Origin of the sequence: Nonomuraea diastatica, assembly GCF_004349015.1 — a bacterium.
Taxonomy (GTDB): Bacteria; Actinomycetota; Actinomycetes; order Streptosporangiales; family Streptosporangiaceae; genus Nonomuraea; species Nonomuraea diastatica.
The window spans coordinates 41,535-55,919 of the sequence record NZ_SMKP01000002.1; the positions used below are offsets into that span (position 1 = coordinate 41,535).

12 protein-coding genes are annotated in these 14,385 nt (G+C 69.9%); 10 read left to right on the forward strand and 2 right to left on the reverse strand.

Annotated features, from left to right (window positions below):
- Positions 1-34: 34 nt before the first annotated feature.
- Entirely contained in the window at positions 35-904 is an 870-nt protein-coding gene (locus E1294_RS00870; protein ID WP_342774996.1) for a peptidylprolyl isomerase, read from the reverse strand.
- 138 nt (positions 905-1,042) lie between these two features.
- Between E1294_RS00870 and E1294_RS00875 the strand changes: the two genes are divergently transcribed.
- The 3 genes from E1294_RS00875 (at position 1,043) to aspS (ending at position 4,935) form a co-directional block, all read left to right on the forward strand.
- The gene (locus E1294_RS00875) at positions 1,043-1,723 is read left to right on the forward strand and encodes an MBL fold metallo-hydrolase (RefSeq protein ID WP_132503679.1); all 681 of its coding nucleotides are present in this window, start codon (positions 1,043-1,045) and stop codon (positions 1,721-1,723) included.
- On the forward strand, positions 1,723-2,982 hold the full coding sequence (gene hisS / locus E1294_RS00880; protein WP_132503680.1) for a histidine--tRNA ligase: 1,260 nt from the start codon (positions 1,723-1,725) through the stop codon (positions 2,980-2,982). Before E1294_RS00875 ends, hisS begins: the two co-directional genes overlap by 1 nt.
- A gap of 207 nt (positions 2,983-3,189) precedes the next feature.
- Positions 3,190-4,935, forward strand: a complete 1,746-nt coding sequence (aspS, locus tag E1294_RS00885; protein ID WP_132503681.1) for an aspartate--tRNA ligase — start codon at positions 3,190-3,192, stop codon at positions 4,933-4,935.
- Between the two features lie 70 nt (positions 4,936-5,005).
- Here the strand turns inward: aspS and E1294_RS00890 are convergent, their stop codons facing one another.
- Positions 5,006-5,902, reverse strand: a complete 897-nt coding sequence (locus E1294_RS00890; RefSeq protein WP_246082738.1) for a peptidylprolyl isomerase — start codon at positions 5,900-5,902, stop codon at positions 5,006-5,008.
- A 221-nt stretch (positions 5,903-6,123) separates the two neighbouring features.
- Here E1294_RS00890 and E1294_RS00895 point away from each other — a divergent pair, with 221 nt between their 5' ends.
- From E1294_RS00895 to mltG (E1294_RS00925), 7 genes are all read left to right on the forward strand, one after another.
- Complete coding sequence (locus tag E1294_RS00895) at positions 6,124-7,425, forward strand: replication-associated recombination protein A (protein WP_132503683.1); 1,302 nt, start codon at positions 6,124-6,126, stop codon at positions 7,423-7,425.
- Between the two features lie 259 nt (positions 7,426-7,684).
- Complete coding sequence (locus tag E1294_RS00900; RefSeq protein ID WP_132503684.1) at positions 7,685-8,074, forward strand: DUF948 domain-containing protein; 390 nt, start codon at positions 7,685-7,687, stop codon at positions 8,072-8,074.
- Positions 8,071-8,301, forward strand: a complete 231-nt coding sequence (locus tag E1294_RS00905) for a hypothetical protein (protein WP_132503685.1) — start codon at positions 8,071-8,073, stop codon at positions 8,299-8,301. Before E1294_RS00900 ends, E1294_RS00905 begins: the two co-directional genes overlap by 4 nt.
- Positions 8,302-8,331: 30 nt before the next feature.
- Complete coding sequence (gene alaS, locus E1294_RS00910; RefSeq protein ID WP_132503686.1) at positions 8,332-11,007, forward strand: alanine--tRNA ligase; 2,676 nt, start codon at positions 8,332-8,334, stop codon at positions 11,005-11,007.
- A gap of 10 nt (positions 11,008-11,017) precedes the next feature.
- Complete coding sequence (gene ruvX / locus E1294_RS00915) at positions 11,018-11,497, forward strand: Holliday junction resolvase RuvX (RefSeq protein ID WP_132503687.1); 480 nt, start codon at positions 11,018-11,020, stop codon at positions 11,495-11,497.
- Between the two features lie 121 nt (positions 11,498-11,618).
- Positions 11,619-12,929 (forward strand): endolytic transglycosylase MltG, encoded by a 1,311-nt coding sequence (mltG, locus tag E1294_RS00920; protein ID WP_246082739.1) that lies wholly within the window; start codon positions 11,619-11,621, stop codon positions 12,927-12,929.
- A 211-nt stretch (positions 12,930-13,140) separates the two neighbouring features.
- Positions 13,141-14,304 carry an endolytic transglycosylase MltG gene (mltG, locus tag E1294_RS00925; protein ID WP_132503688.1) on the forward strand — a complete coding sequence of 388 codons (1,164 nt, stop codon included), beginning with the start codon at positions 13,141-13,143 and terminating at the stop codon, positions 14,302-14,304.
- Positions 14,305-14,385 lie beyond the last annotated feature (81 nt).

Below are 14,385 nucleotides of genomic sequence, written 5' to 3' on the forward strand. Positions count from 1 at the left end.
CTTCGGGACTACTTCGTCCCTAGTTTGTATTACGTCAGCTCTTGCCGGCGATTGTCACGTCTTTGATTTCGACGCTTTGCTTCGGCGCTCCGGTCCCGTCTCCCGCGTCTGCGACGACGCCTGCTTTGTTCACCTTGTCCAGGATGTCCAGCCCTTTGGTGATCGTACCCACCGGCGTGTATTGCGCGGGGAGGTTGATGTCTCCGAAGACCAGGAAGAACTGGCTGCCCGTGCTGCCGGGCGCCTGGGTCTTGGCCATCGCCATCACACCCCGCTTGTACGTGGCGCCCTCCAGGTTCTCCTCGGCCATGACGTAGCCGGGGCCGCCCGCGCCGTCCTGGCTCTTGCCGTCGGCCTTGGCGAACGGGTCGCCGCACTGGAGCATCGGGAACTGCTCGCTGCCCAGCCGGTGACACTTGCTGCCGTCGTAGTAGTTCTTCTCGGCCAGGTGTTCGAGCGAGTTGGTCGTGCACGGCGCCTTGGCGTTGTCGAGCTCGATCACGATGTCGCCGCGGGTCGTCTCGAACGTCATCGTCTTCTTCGCCGGCTTGGTCTTCACCTTCTTCGGCGGCATGCCGACGTCCTTGACCTGACCGCCGGTCTTGTCGGCGGCGTAGTCGCACGTGCCCGTCGCCGCGTCGTAGGGCTTGGGCCCCGTGGCCGCCGCCGCCGAGGCGGTGTCCTGGGGCGCCGCCGTGGGGGTCGCGGCCGCGTCCGTCGGCGTGTCACCGCCACTCATGAACGCGATCGCGGCCACGATGCCGCCGACCACGACCACCACGCCCACGGTGGAGCCGATGATCGCCGTGCGCCTGGACTTCTGCTCGCGCTCGAGACGGCGCTGCATCTGCCGCTCGTAGTGCTCACGCGCCAGCTGCTTCTGCCGGTCCTTCCCCGTGGCCACCGCTTTGCCTCCCATAGTGAATCAACTGAGGTGGGCGAATCGTATCGGCCAATGGGTAATGATTCGCAGCCCGGCGACCCGCACCGGTACCCTTCGGTTACATTCCCATTGGCTTTTCGACGAGATCACCTGAGGCAGATGCTCATCGCCGGCTTCCCCGCAGGGGCCTTCCAGACCAATTGTTACGTCGTCGCGCCTGCCGCCGGCGAGGAGTGCGTGATCGTCGATCCCGGCCAGGACGCGACCGACGGCGTCGACGAGCTGCTGCGCGAGCACCGGCTCAAGCCGGTCGCGGTCCTGCTCACCCACGGCCATCTCGACCACGTCTGGTCGGTGGCCCCGGTCTGCGGCGCGCGTGACGTCCCCGCGTGGATCCACCCCGACGACCGCCACCTGCTCAGCGACCCCGCCGCCGGCTGGTCCGACACGAGCGCCCAGCTGTTCGGGGGCCTGACGCTGAGCGAGCCCGACGCCGTGCGCGAGTTGTCCGACGGCGCCGTGCTCCGGCTCGCCGGCCTCGAGCTCGTGGTCGACCACACCCCGGGCCATACCAGGGGGTCGGTGAGCTTCCGGTCGCCCGGCGAGGAGATCATGTTCTCGGGCGACCTGCTGTTCGCCGGCTCCATCGGCCGCTCTGATCTTCCCGGCGGCGACTACGCCACGATTCTGCGCAGCCTGGCTACCAAGTGTCTGCCGCTGCCGGACGATACGGTCGTCCTGCCGGGCCACGGACCACAGACAACGATTGGCCGCGAGCGCGCCGTCAACCCATACCTGAAAGAGGCGGCGCCGCACGCCGGTCCCACACGAGGGATCTAATGAGCTTCCAAGCACCGAAAGGCACCTTCGACTGGCTGCCTCCCCGCTCCGAGCGGATCCTCGCCGTACGCGAGGCCCTCGCCGCGCCGCTGCGCGGGGCGGGCTACGGCTACATCGAGACGCCTGTCTTCGAGGACACTCAGCTGTTCGCCAGGGGCGTAGGCGAGTCGACCGACATCGTCTCCAAGGAGATGTACACCTTCCCCGACAAGGCGGGCCGTTCCCTGACCCTGCGTCCCGAGGGCACGGCCTCCGTCGTGCGAGCGGTGCTGCAGCACAACCTGCACGCCGGCCAGCTCCCCGTGAAGTTGTGGTATTCCGGCAGCCAGTTCCGCTACGAGCGTGCCCAGAAGGGCCGCTACCGCCACTTCTGGCAGGTGGGAGCCGAGGCCCTCGGGTCGGAGGACCCGGCGCTCGACGCCGAGCTCATCCTGCTCGGCGCCCGCGGGTTCGCCTCGCTCGGCCTCAAGAACGTCACGCTGCTGCTCAACTCGCTCGGCGACAAGGCCTGCCGGCCCGCCTACCGGGCGGCGCTGCAGGAGTTCCTGCGCGGCCTCGACCTCGACGCCGACACCAGGGCCCGCATCGAGATCAACCCGCTGCGGGTGCTCGACGACAAGCGTCCCGAGGTCCAGGCCCAGCTCACCGGCGCGCCCTTGGTGGTCGACCACCTGTGCGCGGCCTGCATGGCCTACCACGAGGAGGTCCGTTCCCTGCTGGCCGCGTCCGAGATCGCGTTCGACGACGACCCGCGGCTGGTGCGGGGCCTCGACTACTACACGCGCACCACGTTCGAATTCGTCCACGGCGGGCTCGGCTCCCAGTCGGCGGTCGGGGGCGGCGGGCGTTACGACGGGCTGAGCGAGATGCTCGGCGGCCCGCCGCTGCCCGGCGTCGGGTGGGCGCTCGGGGTCGACCGCACCTTCCTGGCCATGGAGGCCGAGGGGCTGCTGGACGACCACGCGCAGTCGCGCGTCCAGGTGTACGGTGTCCCGCTGGGTGACGAGGCCCGCCGCCGGATGTTCCTGATCGTCAGCGAGCTGCGCGCGGCGGGCGTCAGCGCCGACATGGCCTTCGGCGGCAAGGGGCTCAAGGGCGCGATGAAGGGCGCCGACCGCTCGGGTGCCGGGTTCGCGCTGATCCTGGGCGAGCGTGACCTCGCGGCCGACGCCGTCCAGGTGAAAGACCTGACCAACGCCGAGCAGACCGAGGTGCCGCTGGCCCGGGTCGTCGACGTCCTGAAGGGGAAGGTGCAGTGATCGGCCGGGTCGTCGCCGTTCCTTCGCCGTCTCTCCTGTCCGCGCGAAGGGAAGGCGCGGTGTTCCGCCGGTCGGCACGTGCCGGGTCGCCGCCGTCCGTTCGCCTCGTCCATTCGTGTGAAGGGAAGGCGCAGTGATCCGCCGGTCGGCTGATGCCGGGTCGCCGCCGTCCCTTCTCCCCTCCTATCCGTACGAAGGGAAAGTGCAGTGATCCGCACGCATACCGCCGGGTCGCTCCGCAAGGAGCACGCCGGGCAGCAGGTGACGCTCGCAGGATGGGTGGCCCGCCGCCGTGACCACGGCGGCGTCGTCTTCATCGACCTGCGTGACGCCTCCGGCTCGGCTCAGGTGGTCTTCCGCGAGGAAGACCACGCCCACGACCTGCGCGCCGAATACTGCGTGCAGGTCGTCGGCCAGGTCAGGGTGCGTCCCGAGGGCAACGAGAACCCCGACCTGCCCACCGGTGAGATCGAGGTGGTGGCCGACCGGGTCGAGGTGCTCAGCGAGTCGGCGCCGCTGCCGTTCCCCATCGAGGGCAGCGTGGGGGTGTCGGAGGAGGCGCGGCTCAAATACCGCTATCTCGACATCCGCCGCCAGCAGGTCGCCACGGCGATGCGCACCCGGTCCAAGGCCACCTACCTCGCCAACGAGGTGATGCACGAGCTCGGCTTCGTCTACGTCGAGACGCCGACGCTGACCCGTTCCACGCCTGAGGGCGCGCGTGACTTCCTGGTCCCGGTGCGCCTCCAGCCGGGCAGCTGGTACGCGCTGCCGCAGTCGCCCCAGCTGTTCAAGCAGCTGCTGCAGGTGGCCGGGCTGGAGCGCTATTACCAGCTGGCCAAGTGTTACCGCGACGAGGACCTGCGGGCCGACCGGCAGCCGGAGTTCACCCAGATCGACGTCGAGATGTCCTTCGTCGACCAGGAGGACGTGATCCAGGTCGGCGAGACGCTGATCGGCCGGTTGTGGAAGGAGATCGCCGGCTACGAGCTGCCGACGCCGCTGCCGCGCATGACATATGCGGAGGCGATGGACCGCTACGGCTCCGACAAGCCGGACCTGCGCTTCGGCCAGGAGCTCGTCGAGATGACCGCATACTTCTCCGGCACCTCGTTCCGCGTCTTCCAGGCCGACTACGTGGGTGCCGTCGTCATGCCCGGCGGAGCCTCGCAGACTCGTAAGGAGCTCGACGGCTGGCAGGAGTGGGCCCGCTCGCGTGGCGCCAAGGGCCTGGCCTACGTGCTCGTCCAGGAAGACGGCACGCTCGGCGGCCCGGTCGCGAAGAACCTGTCGGAGGCGGAGATCTCCGGGCTGGCCGGCACGGTCGGGGCCAAGCCCGGTGACGCGGTGTTCTTCGCCGCGGGCGCCAGGAACGCCGCGCGCGACCTGCTGGGCGCGGCCCGGCTGGAGATCGGGCGTCGCTGCGACCTCATCGATGAGTCGCAGTGGTCGTTCCTGTGGGTCGTCGACGCGCCCATGTTCGAGCCGGTGTCCGATGAGTCCGGCGGGGAGGGCGGCTGGACGGCCGTGCACCACCCGTTCACCGGGCCGAAGCCGGAGTGGGCCGACAACTTCCAGGACCATCCGGGTGAGGCGCTGGCCTACGCGTACGACATGGTCTGCAACGGCATGGAGATCGGCGGCGGCTCGATCCGTATCCACCGGGCCGAGATGCAGCAGCGCGTGTTCGACGTGCTCGGCATCTCCAAGGAGGAGGCGGAGAGCAAGTTCGGCTTCCTGCTGGAGGCGTTCAAGTACGGCCCGCCGCCGCACGGCGGCATCGCCTACGGCTGGGACCGCATCTGCATGCTGCTGTCCGGCGGCGAGTCGATCCGTGACGTGATCGCGTTCCCGAAGACGGCCTCCGGCTTCGACCCGCTCACGGGCGCGCCCACGCCGATCACGGCCGGCCAGCGCAAGGAGGCGGGCGTCGACGCGCCGCCCAAGCCGTAACCCGTAACTGGCCGGCGAACGGGTGACGGCAGGCGTCGCGCGACGCCTGCCGTCACCCGTTCGCGAGCGGTCAGGAGAAGGTGATCTTCTTGATGATCACCGGCTTCTTGGGGGCGGTGGTGCCGCCGTCGCCGGTGATGTCATCGTTGTTGAGGAGCAGGTCCTGCCCGCTCGTGGCCAGCCCGAGCAGCGTGTCCATGCCCTCGCTGACCATGCCGATGACCGAGTAGCCCGCGCCGACCTGAAGGTTCTCGTCCGACAGCGAGATGGCGAACTGGCTGTTGTTCCGGCCCGCCGCCTCACTGGGCTGGGTCATGAACACCACGCCCTTGCCCAGCGGGATGTCGGCGTTCTCGTCGGCGTAGACGTAGCCCGCGGTGCCCTGGCCGTCGGTCGGGTTCTTGCCGTCGGCCTTGGCCTGCGGGTCGCCGCACTGCAGCATGTGCACGCCGGCGACGTCGGGTGTGACCAGCCGGTGGCACTTCATGTCGTCGTAGAACTTCTTCTTCGCCAGGAAGCGCATCGAGTTGATCGCGCACGGCGCCGCCTCGGTCATGAGGTCGATGGAGAAGGTGCCGCGGTTGGTGGCGACCGTCATCTTCTTCAGCTTCATGCTGGGCTTCTTGCCTGGCAGCCCGACGAACTTGTGGGGGAGCGACTTGTCCCGCTTGTACGTGCAGGTCACCGGACCTGTCTTGGTCGGGCTCGGCGTCGTCCCCGGCGGGGTGACGGACGCGCTGGCGGAGGGGGTGCTCTGCGCCGTGGCCTCGCCGGGGTCCTTGCTGACCATCGTGGTCGCGGCGAAGATCCCGCCCGCCACCACGACCACTGCCACGCCCGCGCCGAGGAAGGTGTTCCGCCTCGCCTTGGAGGTCTGGTCGGCGGCGCGCTTGGCCTGCCGTTCCTTGTGCTCCCGCGCCAGCTCTTTCTGGCGGTCTTCTTCGTTCTGGCGGTCGTCGCCGCTCACCGCTATGTCCTCTCGCTTTTGCCCACGCATGACCAAACAACTCCGCGCATGCTACCGGCCTCCGATATGTGCCGGACGTAAGTGGCGAAAGCCGCTGGATGCGACGGGTGTGATCGTTGCTCGCCGCCGCCGCGCCCGCGTGCCGCATGGCCGGCGCGGAAGGGGGCGCAGGCCGCCGCCGCGCGGGCTTCGCGGCCCGGCGGACCCTGTAACCTCGCGTTGTGGACAGCCTGTTCGACTCGGCGGCTGAGGAGGCCACGCCGCAGCCCCTCGCGGTGCGCATGCGCCCGCGCACCCTCGACGAGGTGATCGGCCAGCGGCACCTGCTCGGCTCCGGCACTCCGCTGCGGCGCCTGGTCGAGAGCGAGGCGCCCATGTCGCTGTTCTTGTGGGGGCCGCCGGGCACCGGCAAGACGACCCTCGCCTACGTGGTCTCCAACGTCACCAAGCGCCGCTTCGTCGAGATCTCCGCCGTGTCGGCGGGTGTCAAGGACGTGCGGGCGGCCATCGACACCGCCCGGCGCGAGCTGGGCATGACCGGCCGGCAGACGGTGTTGTTCGTCGACGAGGTGCACCGCTTCAACAAGGCCCAGCAGGACGCGCTGCTGCCCGCCGTGGAGAACCGCTGGGTCACGTTCATCGGCGCCACCACGGAAAACCCGTTCTTCTCGGTCATCTCACCGCTGCTGTCGCGCTCGCTGCTCCTCGCCCTGGAGTCCCTGACCGACGACGACGTCCGCGCGGTGCTGGAGCGGGCGGTGTCCGACCCGCGCGGCCTGGGCGGGCGCGCGACGCTGGCGCCGGAGGCCCTGGAGCATCTCGTACGCCTCGCGGGCGGCGACGCGCGCCGGTCGCTGACCTACCTGGAGGCGGCGGCGCTGCTGGGCGACGACATCACCGTCGAGGTGGTGGAGAAGGCCGTCGACAAGGCCGCCGTGCGTTACGACCGGCAGGGCGACCAGCACTACGACGTGATCAGCGCCTTCATCAAGTCGATGCGCGGTTCCGACGCCGACGCCGCGCTCCACTACCTCGCCCGCATGATCGAGGCCGGCGAGGACCCCCGGTTCATCGCCCGCCGCATCGTCATCTTCGCCTCCGAGGACGTCGGCATGGCCGACCCCACCTGCCTGCAGACCGCGGTGGCCGCCGCGCAGGCGGTGCAGCTCATCGGGCTGCCCGAGGGGCAGATCAACCTCGCCCAGGCGGTCATCCACTGCGCGACGGCGCCCAAGTCCAACGCGGTCGTCAAGGCCATCGGGGCGGCGATCGGAGACGTCCGCAAGGGCCTGATCGGCCAGGTGCCCGGCCACCTGCGCGACGCCCACTACCCTGGCGCCGCCAAGCTGGGCCACGGCGACGGCTACAAATACCCCCACGACTTCGACCACGGGCTGGTGCGCCAGGACTACGCGCCCGAGCAGGTGCGCGGCAAGCGCTACTACGAGCCGACCAGGCACGGCGCCGAGGGGCCCGTGGCCGAGCGCTGGGCCAGGATCCGCTCCTTCCTGCGCGGCGCCTGAGGTCCGCGAGCGTGCCGGGCGGATGTACGGTTACAGCAGTGACGGTGGGACACGCCGCGAGCGCGTCGCGCGCTCCTGCTGGTGCCGGAGCGGCGGCTCGTGACCCGGATCGTGGCGGCACACGGTCTCACGCGGGCGGTCACGGAAGTGCCGGGGGCCGACGTGGCGGCCTGATCAAGGTCGCTTTCCCCACTAATGTGGTCGCTCGAACGCGATAGGGTCTTGCCGTTCCGGCCCAGCGTACGAGGGAGATGCGCGGATGCTTACCGCTGGAGAGGTCGCCGGGCTGATCGCGGCCACGGGCTGGATGGTCCTGGTCTGCGTGCTGGCCATGGTGCTCGTCAAGGTCGCCAGGCTGCTCACCGAGACCACCAAGGCGGTCTCCGATCTCAACAACCGGCTGACGCCGCTGCTCGACGACATGAGTGTCACGGTCAACGAGACCAACAGGCAGCTCGTCGCCGTCGAGGCCATCGCCAGAGATGTCAAGCAGGTCAGCGGCCACGCGGCCAAGCTGAGCGCGGTGACGCAGACCATCTTCACCGGGCCGCTGATCAAGGTCTCGTCGCTCGGCTACGGCGTGCGGCGCGCCATCGAGGCCCGCAGGCCGCCGGGGGCGAGGCGGGCGGCGCAGAGGCGGCCGAGATGATCAGGCGGCTGTTCTACCTCTCGCTCGGCGCGTTCCTCGCCTTCTGGGTGATGCGCAGGCTGCAGGCGCTCCACCCCGACCACGTCGCCCGCCGCACCGCCGACGGCGCGGCGGGCATGCTCCGGCGGGTGAGAGACTTTACTTCCGAGGCGCTCGGCGAGGCCGCCGGCCGCGAAACAGAGTTGCGGGCCCGCTTCGGGCTCGACGACGCTGATGACCACAAGTGATTTCCACAACCAACGCAAAGGATGGCCACCATGGAGTCGGCAGAGATCGCCCGCCGCTTCCTGCGCTTCTTCGAGGAGCGTGGGCACAAGATAGTGCCCTCGGCCAGCCTGATCGCTGAGGACCCCACGCTACTCCTGGTTCCTGCCGGTATGGTGCCGTTCAAGCCGTACTTCCTGGGGCAGCGCAAGCCTCCGGCGTCCCGGCTGGCCACCGCGCAGAAGTGTGTGCGCACCCCCGACATCGAAGAGGTCGGCAAGACCACGCGGCACGCGACGTTCTTCCAGATGCTGGGCAACTTCTCCTTCGGCGACTACTTCAAGGACGAAGTGATCCCGTTCGCGTGGGAGCTGCTCACCAGATCCGAGTCCGACGGCGGCTTCGGCTTCCCGGAAGACCGGCTCTGGGCGACCGTCTACCTCGACGACGACGAGGCGTACGACATCTGGCGCAACCGCGTCGGCCTGCCCGAGGAGCGCATCCAGCGCCGCGGCCTGGAGGACAACTACTGGCACATGGGCGTGGCGGGGCCGGGCGGCCCGTGCTCGGAGATCTACTACGACCGCGGCGCCGAATACGGCAAGGAGGGCGGTCCCGTCGCCGACGAGGACCGCTACCTTGAGGTGTGGAACCTCGTGTTCATGCAGTATCAACTGAGCCAGGTCCGCTCCAAGGTCGACTTCGACGTGGCCGGCGAGCTGCCCTCGAAGAACATCGACACCGGCATGGGCCTCGAGCGCATGGCGACGATCCTGCAGGGCGTCGACAACCTCTACGAGATCGACACCACCTACAAGATCCTCGACCGCGCGGCCGAGCTCACCAAGACCCGTTACGGGCGCGACCAGCGCGCCGACGTCAGCCTGCGGGTGATCGCCGACCACGTGCGCACCGGCACCATGCTGGTCGCCGACGGCGTCCTGCCCGGCAACGAGGGCCGCGGCTACGTCCTGCGCCGCATCCTGCGCCGCACGGTGCGCAACCTGCGCCTGCTCGGCTCCGGCGACGACCGCTACATGCACGAGCTGACCGACGTCGCGATCAACGTCATGGGCGAGCAATACCCCGAGCTCAAGGCCGACGCGCCGCAGATCCACGGCATCATCGACGCCGAGGAGGCGTCCTTCCTCGGCACGCTGCGCACCGGCACGGCCATCTTCGACGTGGCGGTCGAGGAGACCAAGCGCAGGTCGGCCACCACGCTCCCCGGTGAGCAGGCGTTCAAGCTCCACGACACCTACGGCTTCCCGATCGACCTGACGCTGGAGATGGCGGCCGAGCACGGGCTCAAGGTCGACGAGGAGGGCTTCCGCCGCCTCATGAAGGAGCAGCGGCAGGCGGCCAAGGCCGACGCGGCGGCGAAGAAGACCGGCAACGCCGACATCTCCGTCTTCGGGCAGCTGCTCGAGGCGTCGGGCAAGGTCGACTTCCTCGGCTACGACCAGACCGAGGCCGACACCAGCGTGGTCGGCGTCCTCGCCGACGGGCTGCCCGTGCCGGCGGCGGGCGCGGGTTCGAGCGTCGAGATCGTGCTCGCGCGCACCCCGTTCTACGCCGAGGGCGGCGGCCAGCTCGCCGACCAGGGCGTGATCCGCACCAGCGGCGCGGAGGTCGAGATCATCGACGTGCAGTCGCCGCTCGCGGGGCTCGTCGTGCACCGTGGCAAGGTCCGCAAGGGCGAGATCAGGGTCGGCGACGAGGCGCAGGCGGAGATCGACGTCGAGCGCCGCCGCGCGATCTCGCGCAGCCACAGCGCCACCCACCTCGTCCACCGCGGCTTCAAGAACGCGCTCGGCGAGACGGCGGCGCAGGCCGGCTCCGAAAACTCACCCGGCCGCTTCCGCTTCGACTTCACCGCCTCCGGCGCGGTGTCGCAGAGTGTGCTGCGCGACGTCGAGGACGAAGTCAACGCCGTGCTCGTCAACGACCTCCAGGTCAACGCCTTCTACACCTCCCAGGCGGAGGCCAGGGCGATGGGCGCGCTGGCGATGTTCGGCGAGAAATACGGCGACGAGGTCCGCGTGGTCGAGATCGGCGACTACTCCCGCGAGTTGTGCGGTGGCACCCACGTGCACAGCTCCGGGCAGCTCGGCCTGGTCAAGGTGCTGGGCGAGCAGTCCGTCGGCGCCGGGGTGCGCCGCGTCGAGGCCCTCGTCGGCATCGACGCCTTCCGCTTCCTGGCGCGTGAGAGCGTGCTGGTCGCCCAGCTCACCGAGCAACTCAAGGCGCGCCGCGAGGAGCTCCCCGAGCGCATCGACGGCATCGTCACCCGGTTGCGCACGGCCGAGAAGGAGCTGGACAAACTGCGCTCCGCCCAGGTGCTCCAGGTGGCGGGCGACCTGGCCGCCCAGGCTCGTGACCTGCACGGAGTCTCCGTGGTGACACACCGCGCGCCTGATGGCACCGGCGCTGATGATCTGCGTAAGCTCGCGCTTGATGTGCGTGGCAGGTTCCCGGCCGACAGACCGGCGGTCATCGTGATCGCCGGCGCCCCCTCCGACAGGCCCGTGGTGGTTGCCGCGGTCAACGAGGCGGGGCGCGAGCGGGGGCTCAAAGCCGGGCAACTGGTCGGCGTCGCCGCCAAGGCTCTTGGGGGTGGCGGTGGCGGCAAGGACGATGTCGCGCAAGGTGGCGGCACGCGACCGGAGGCGATCGGCGACGCGCTGCGCCTGGTCGAGCAGGCCGTCGCTGACCAGGTCAGCCGATAGCCCGGCCGGCATGAGATTCGGTGCGCGGATCGGCGTGGACGTCGGCTCCGTACGCATGGGCGTGGCCCGCAGTGACCCTTCGGGCATGCTGGCCACGCCGGTCGAGACCGTCAGACGTGGCAAGGGCACCCTCGACCGCATCGCCGCGATCGTCGCCGAGCACGAGGCGATCGAGGTCGTGGTCGGGTTGCCCACCTCGCTGTCGGGGCGTGAGGGGCAGGCGGCCGGGCTGGCGCGCGATTTCGCCTCCGCCCTGGCGGCCCGGGTGGCGCCGACACCGGTGCGGCTGTTCGACGAGCGGCTGACCACGGTGACCGCCCAGCAAGGGCTCAGGGCCAGCGGCGTGCGGGCGAAGAAGCAGCGCGGCGTCGTCGACCAGGCGGCCGCGGTCGTGCTGCTCCAGGATGCCCTCGACTCCGAACGCGCCACAGAAAGACCACCAGGCAGGCCCGTCGAACCGCCACCGGCGGCCGGCGGACCTGCCTCATGAGCGGCCGATCGACGGGCCACAGCCATGACCGGCGCGGGTGCGTGGCCGCCCCGTGCACGGGGTCCGCTGCGGGCGAGCGAGGGTGTGCTCCCGTCACGAGCGTGCGTGGCGAGGTGGTCTCGTGAACGGCACGCCCGAAGACGACGACGTGATCCCGTTCCGCGACGCGGACGACGACGCGGGCCCGGTGCCCGGGCAGGACAGCGGTGCCCGTCCGCACCAGGCGGCAGGGCCGCACCCGGCCCCCGGACCAGGGCCGCGAGCGGCTTCCGCGGTTGGCTCCGAGACGGGTTCAGGAGCGACATCCGAGCTCGGCCCCGAGACGGACTCAAAGGCGGCTTCCGCGCTGGGGTTGGGGGCGGGCTCCCGGGTGGAGGCAGGGTCGCCGTCCCAGCGGCGCCGCGGCGCCCTGCGCCGGGCAGGGCTGCTCTCGACCGGCCTGCTCGTCTCGCTGGTGGCCGTGGGCGCCGGGGCCATCGCGGTGCTCAAGCCGTACATCAGTCCTGACGACTTCGACGGGCCCGGCAGCGGCTCGGTGACCGTGCGCATCGCGCCCGGGTCGAGCGCGGAGGCCATCGGCTCGACGCTGGCCGACGCCGGGGTGGTGGCCAGCGCGCGGTCGTTCGTGAGGGTCTCGGAGGACCGCGCGGTGACCGGGCGGCTCCGTCCCGGCCATTACCGCATGCGCAAGGGCATGGCGGCGGGGGCGGCGCTCGACCTGCTGCTCGCGCCCTCGTCCAGGATCGTGAAGCGGGTCACCGTGCCCGAGGGCCTGCGCGCGGCCGAGGTGCTGGCCCGGGTGGCCCAGCAGACCGGGCTGCCGCTCAAGGAGTTGCAGGGCGTCGACAGGGCCCTTGTCGGGCTGCCTGACTACGCGCCGGGGATCGAGGGGTTCCTGTTCCCCGCGACGTACGAGGTCGAGCCGGGCGACACGGCGGTCGACGTGCTGGCGGCGATGGTGGAGCGGTTCCGCGCCGCCGCCCGGCAGGTGGGCCTGGCGGCCGAGGCCGCGAAAGTGCATCTGACGCCGCTTGAGGCCGTCACGGTGGCGAGCCTGATCCAGGCGGAGGGCGGCACCGACGCCGACTACCCCAAGATCGCCAGAGTGATCTACAACCGCCTCGCGAAGGACACGCCGCTGGAGATCGACAGCACCGTTCTGTACGCCCAGAAACGCCGGACGCTGAGAATCACGGAGAGCGACACCAAAGTCGATTCTCCCTACAACACCTATCGCCACAAAGGGCTGCCGCCGGGGCCCATCGCTAATCCCGGAGAAAAGGCGCTGATGGCGGCGCTGCACCCGGCGGAGGGCGATTGGCACTGGTTTGTCACCACTGATCCGGCGCATAGAATCACCAAATTCACCAACAAAGAGAGCGAGTTCGTGAGATACCGGGAAGAGTTGAACAAGAACCTCGGGACGAGCTGATGTTCGGTGGACCCCCCGCTATCACCGCGCAAAAGCCCCAAAACGGGGCATGCGTCCTCTTCCCGTCCCTTAGCATGGCTACCCAGTGTGATCCCCGCTGGCCGTGGCAGCACGTCCGGTGGACCCCCCAGTTCCGCTCGGTGACCCCAGCCGGTTGGGCAGTTCCGCTTGACGCCTGGCCGGGCGTGCCGGGAGATTGGCCAGCGAACCCATGAGCGATCTCGATCTCAACTCCTTGCTCGGCGCCGAGGACGACGAAGGTCCTGCGCGGCGCCGCAGCCGCGGCGGCAGGCGCGGCAACGGCCGCAGGCGGCGCAGGCGGCGCAACCGTGGCCGGTTCATCGCACCGCTGCTCGCCTTCGTGGTGCTGGCCGGCATCATCGGCGGTGGCGGCTACTACGGCTACATGTGGCTCAACGATGCGCTCGTGCCCGACGACTACACCGGCCAGGGCGCCGGCGAGGTCGTCGTCGAGATCAAGAGCGGCCAGAGCGCCTCCGACGTGGCGGTGGAGCTGGAGAGCAAGGGCGTCGTGGCCAGTGTCAGGGCCTTCACCAACGCGATCGCCGAGGCCGGTGCGAGCGCATCGCTGCAACCGGGCTCGTACAAACTGCGCAAGCGCATGTCGGCCGAGAACGCCGTGACGATGCTCGACCCGTCGAAACGGCTGCTCGCCAGGGTGACGATCAAGGAGGGTCTGCGGCTGTCCGACACCCTGGCCACGCTCGCCAAGGAGACCGGAATGCCGCTCAAGGAGTTTAAGTCCGCGGCCAAGGACGTCGACGCCCTGGATCTGCCGTCCTATGCCAAGGGCAAGCTGGAGGGCTACGCCTTCCCCGCCACGTTCGAGGTCCAGCCGAAGACCACGCCCCAGCAGATCCTCGCGGCCATGGTCGACCGCTACAAGAAGACGGCCGAGTCGGTCGACCTCGAAAGCGGCGCCGAGGACCTCGGGCACACACCGCACGAGATCGTCACCATCGCCAGCATCATCCAGGCCGAGGCCGGGCGCGCCGAGGACATGCCGAAGATCGCCCGCGTCATCTACAACCGGCTGGACCGCAAGCCACCGATGAAGCTGGGGATGGACAGCACGGTGATGTACGCCCTCGGCAAGTACCGCACCTACGCCACCCACGCCGAGCTGGAAACCAAGTCCCGCTACAACACCTACAAGTACGCCGGGTTGCCGCCCGGCCCGATCTCCAACCCGGGTGACCACGCCATCGAGGCGGCGCTCAACCCGGCCAAGGGCCCTTGGCTGTTCTTCGTGGCCACCGACCTCAAGAGCAACGTGACCAAGTTCGCCACCACGGAGACCGAGCGTCAGGCGCTGCTCGCGGAGTGCCGCAGAAACGGCGGCTGCGGCGGCTGACCTCTGCGTCCCGCGCCGTCCGCCCGCGCCGGGCCGGGCGGACGGCCGTACGGGACGGGCCGGGCGGACGGCCGTACGGGA

Coding starts and splice junctions, on each gene's coding strand:
- E1294_RS00875 (WP_132503679.1), top strand. CDS start 1,043: ATGCTCATCGCCGGCTTCCCCGCAGGGGCCTTCCAGACCAATTGTTAC.
- hisS (WP_132503680.1), top strand. CDS start 1,723: ATGAGCTTCCAAGCACCGAAAGGCACCTTCGACTGGCTGCCTCCCCGC.
- E1294_RS00900 (WP_132503684.1), top strand. CDS start 7,685: ATGCTTACCGCTGGAGAGGTCGCCGGGCTGATCGCGGCCACGGGCTGG.
- E1294_RS00905 (WP_132503685.1), top strand. CDS start 8,071: ATGATCAGGCGGCTGTTCTACCTCTCGCTCGGCGCGTTCCTCGCCTTC.
- alaS (WP_132503686.1), top strand. CDS start 8,332: ATGGAGTCGGCAGAGATCGCCCGCCGCTTCCTGCGCTTCTTCGAGGAG.
- ruvX (WP_132503687.1), top strand. CDS start 11,018: ATGAGATTCGGTGCGCGGATCGGCGTGGACGTCGGCTCCGTACGCATG.
- mltG (WP_132503688.1), top strand. CDS start 13,141: ATGAGCGATCTCGATCTCAACTCCTTGCTCGGCGCCGAGGACGACGAA.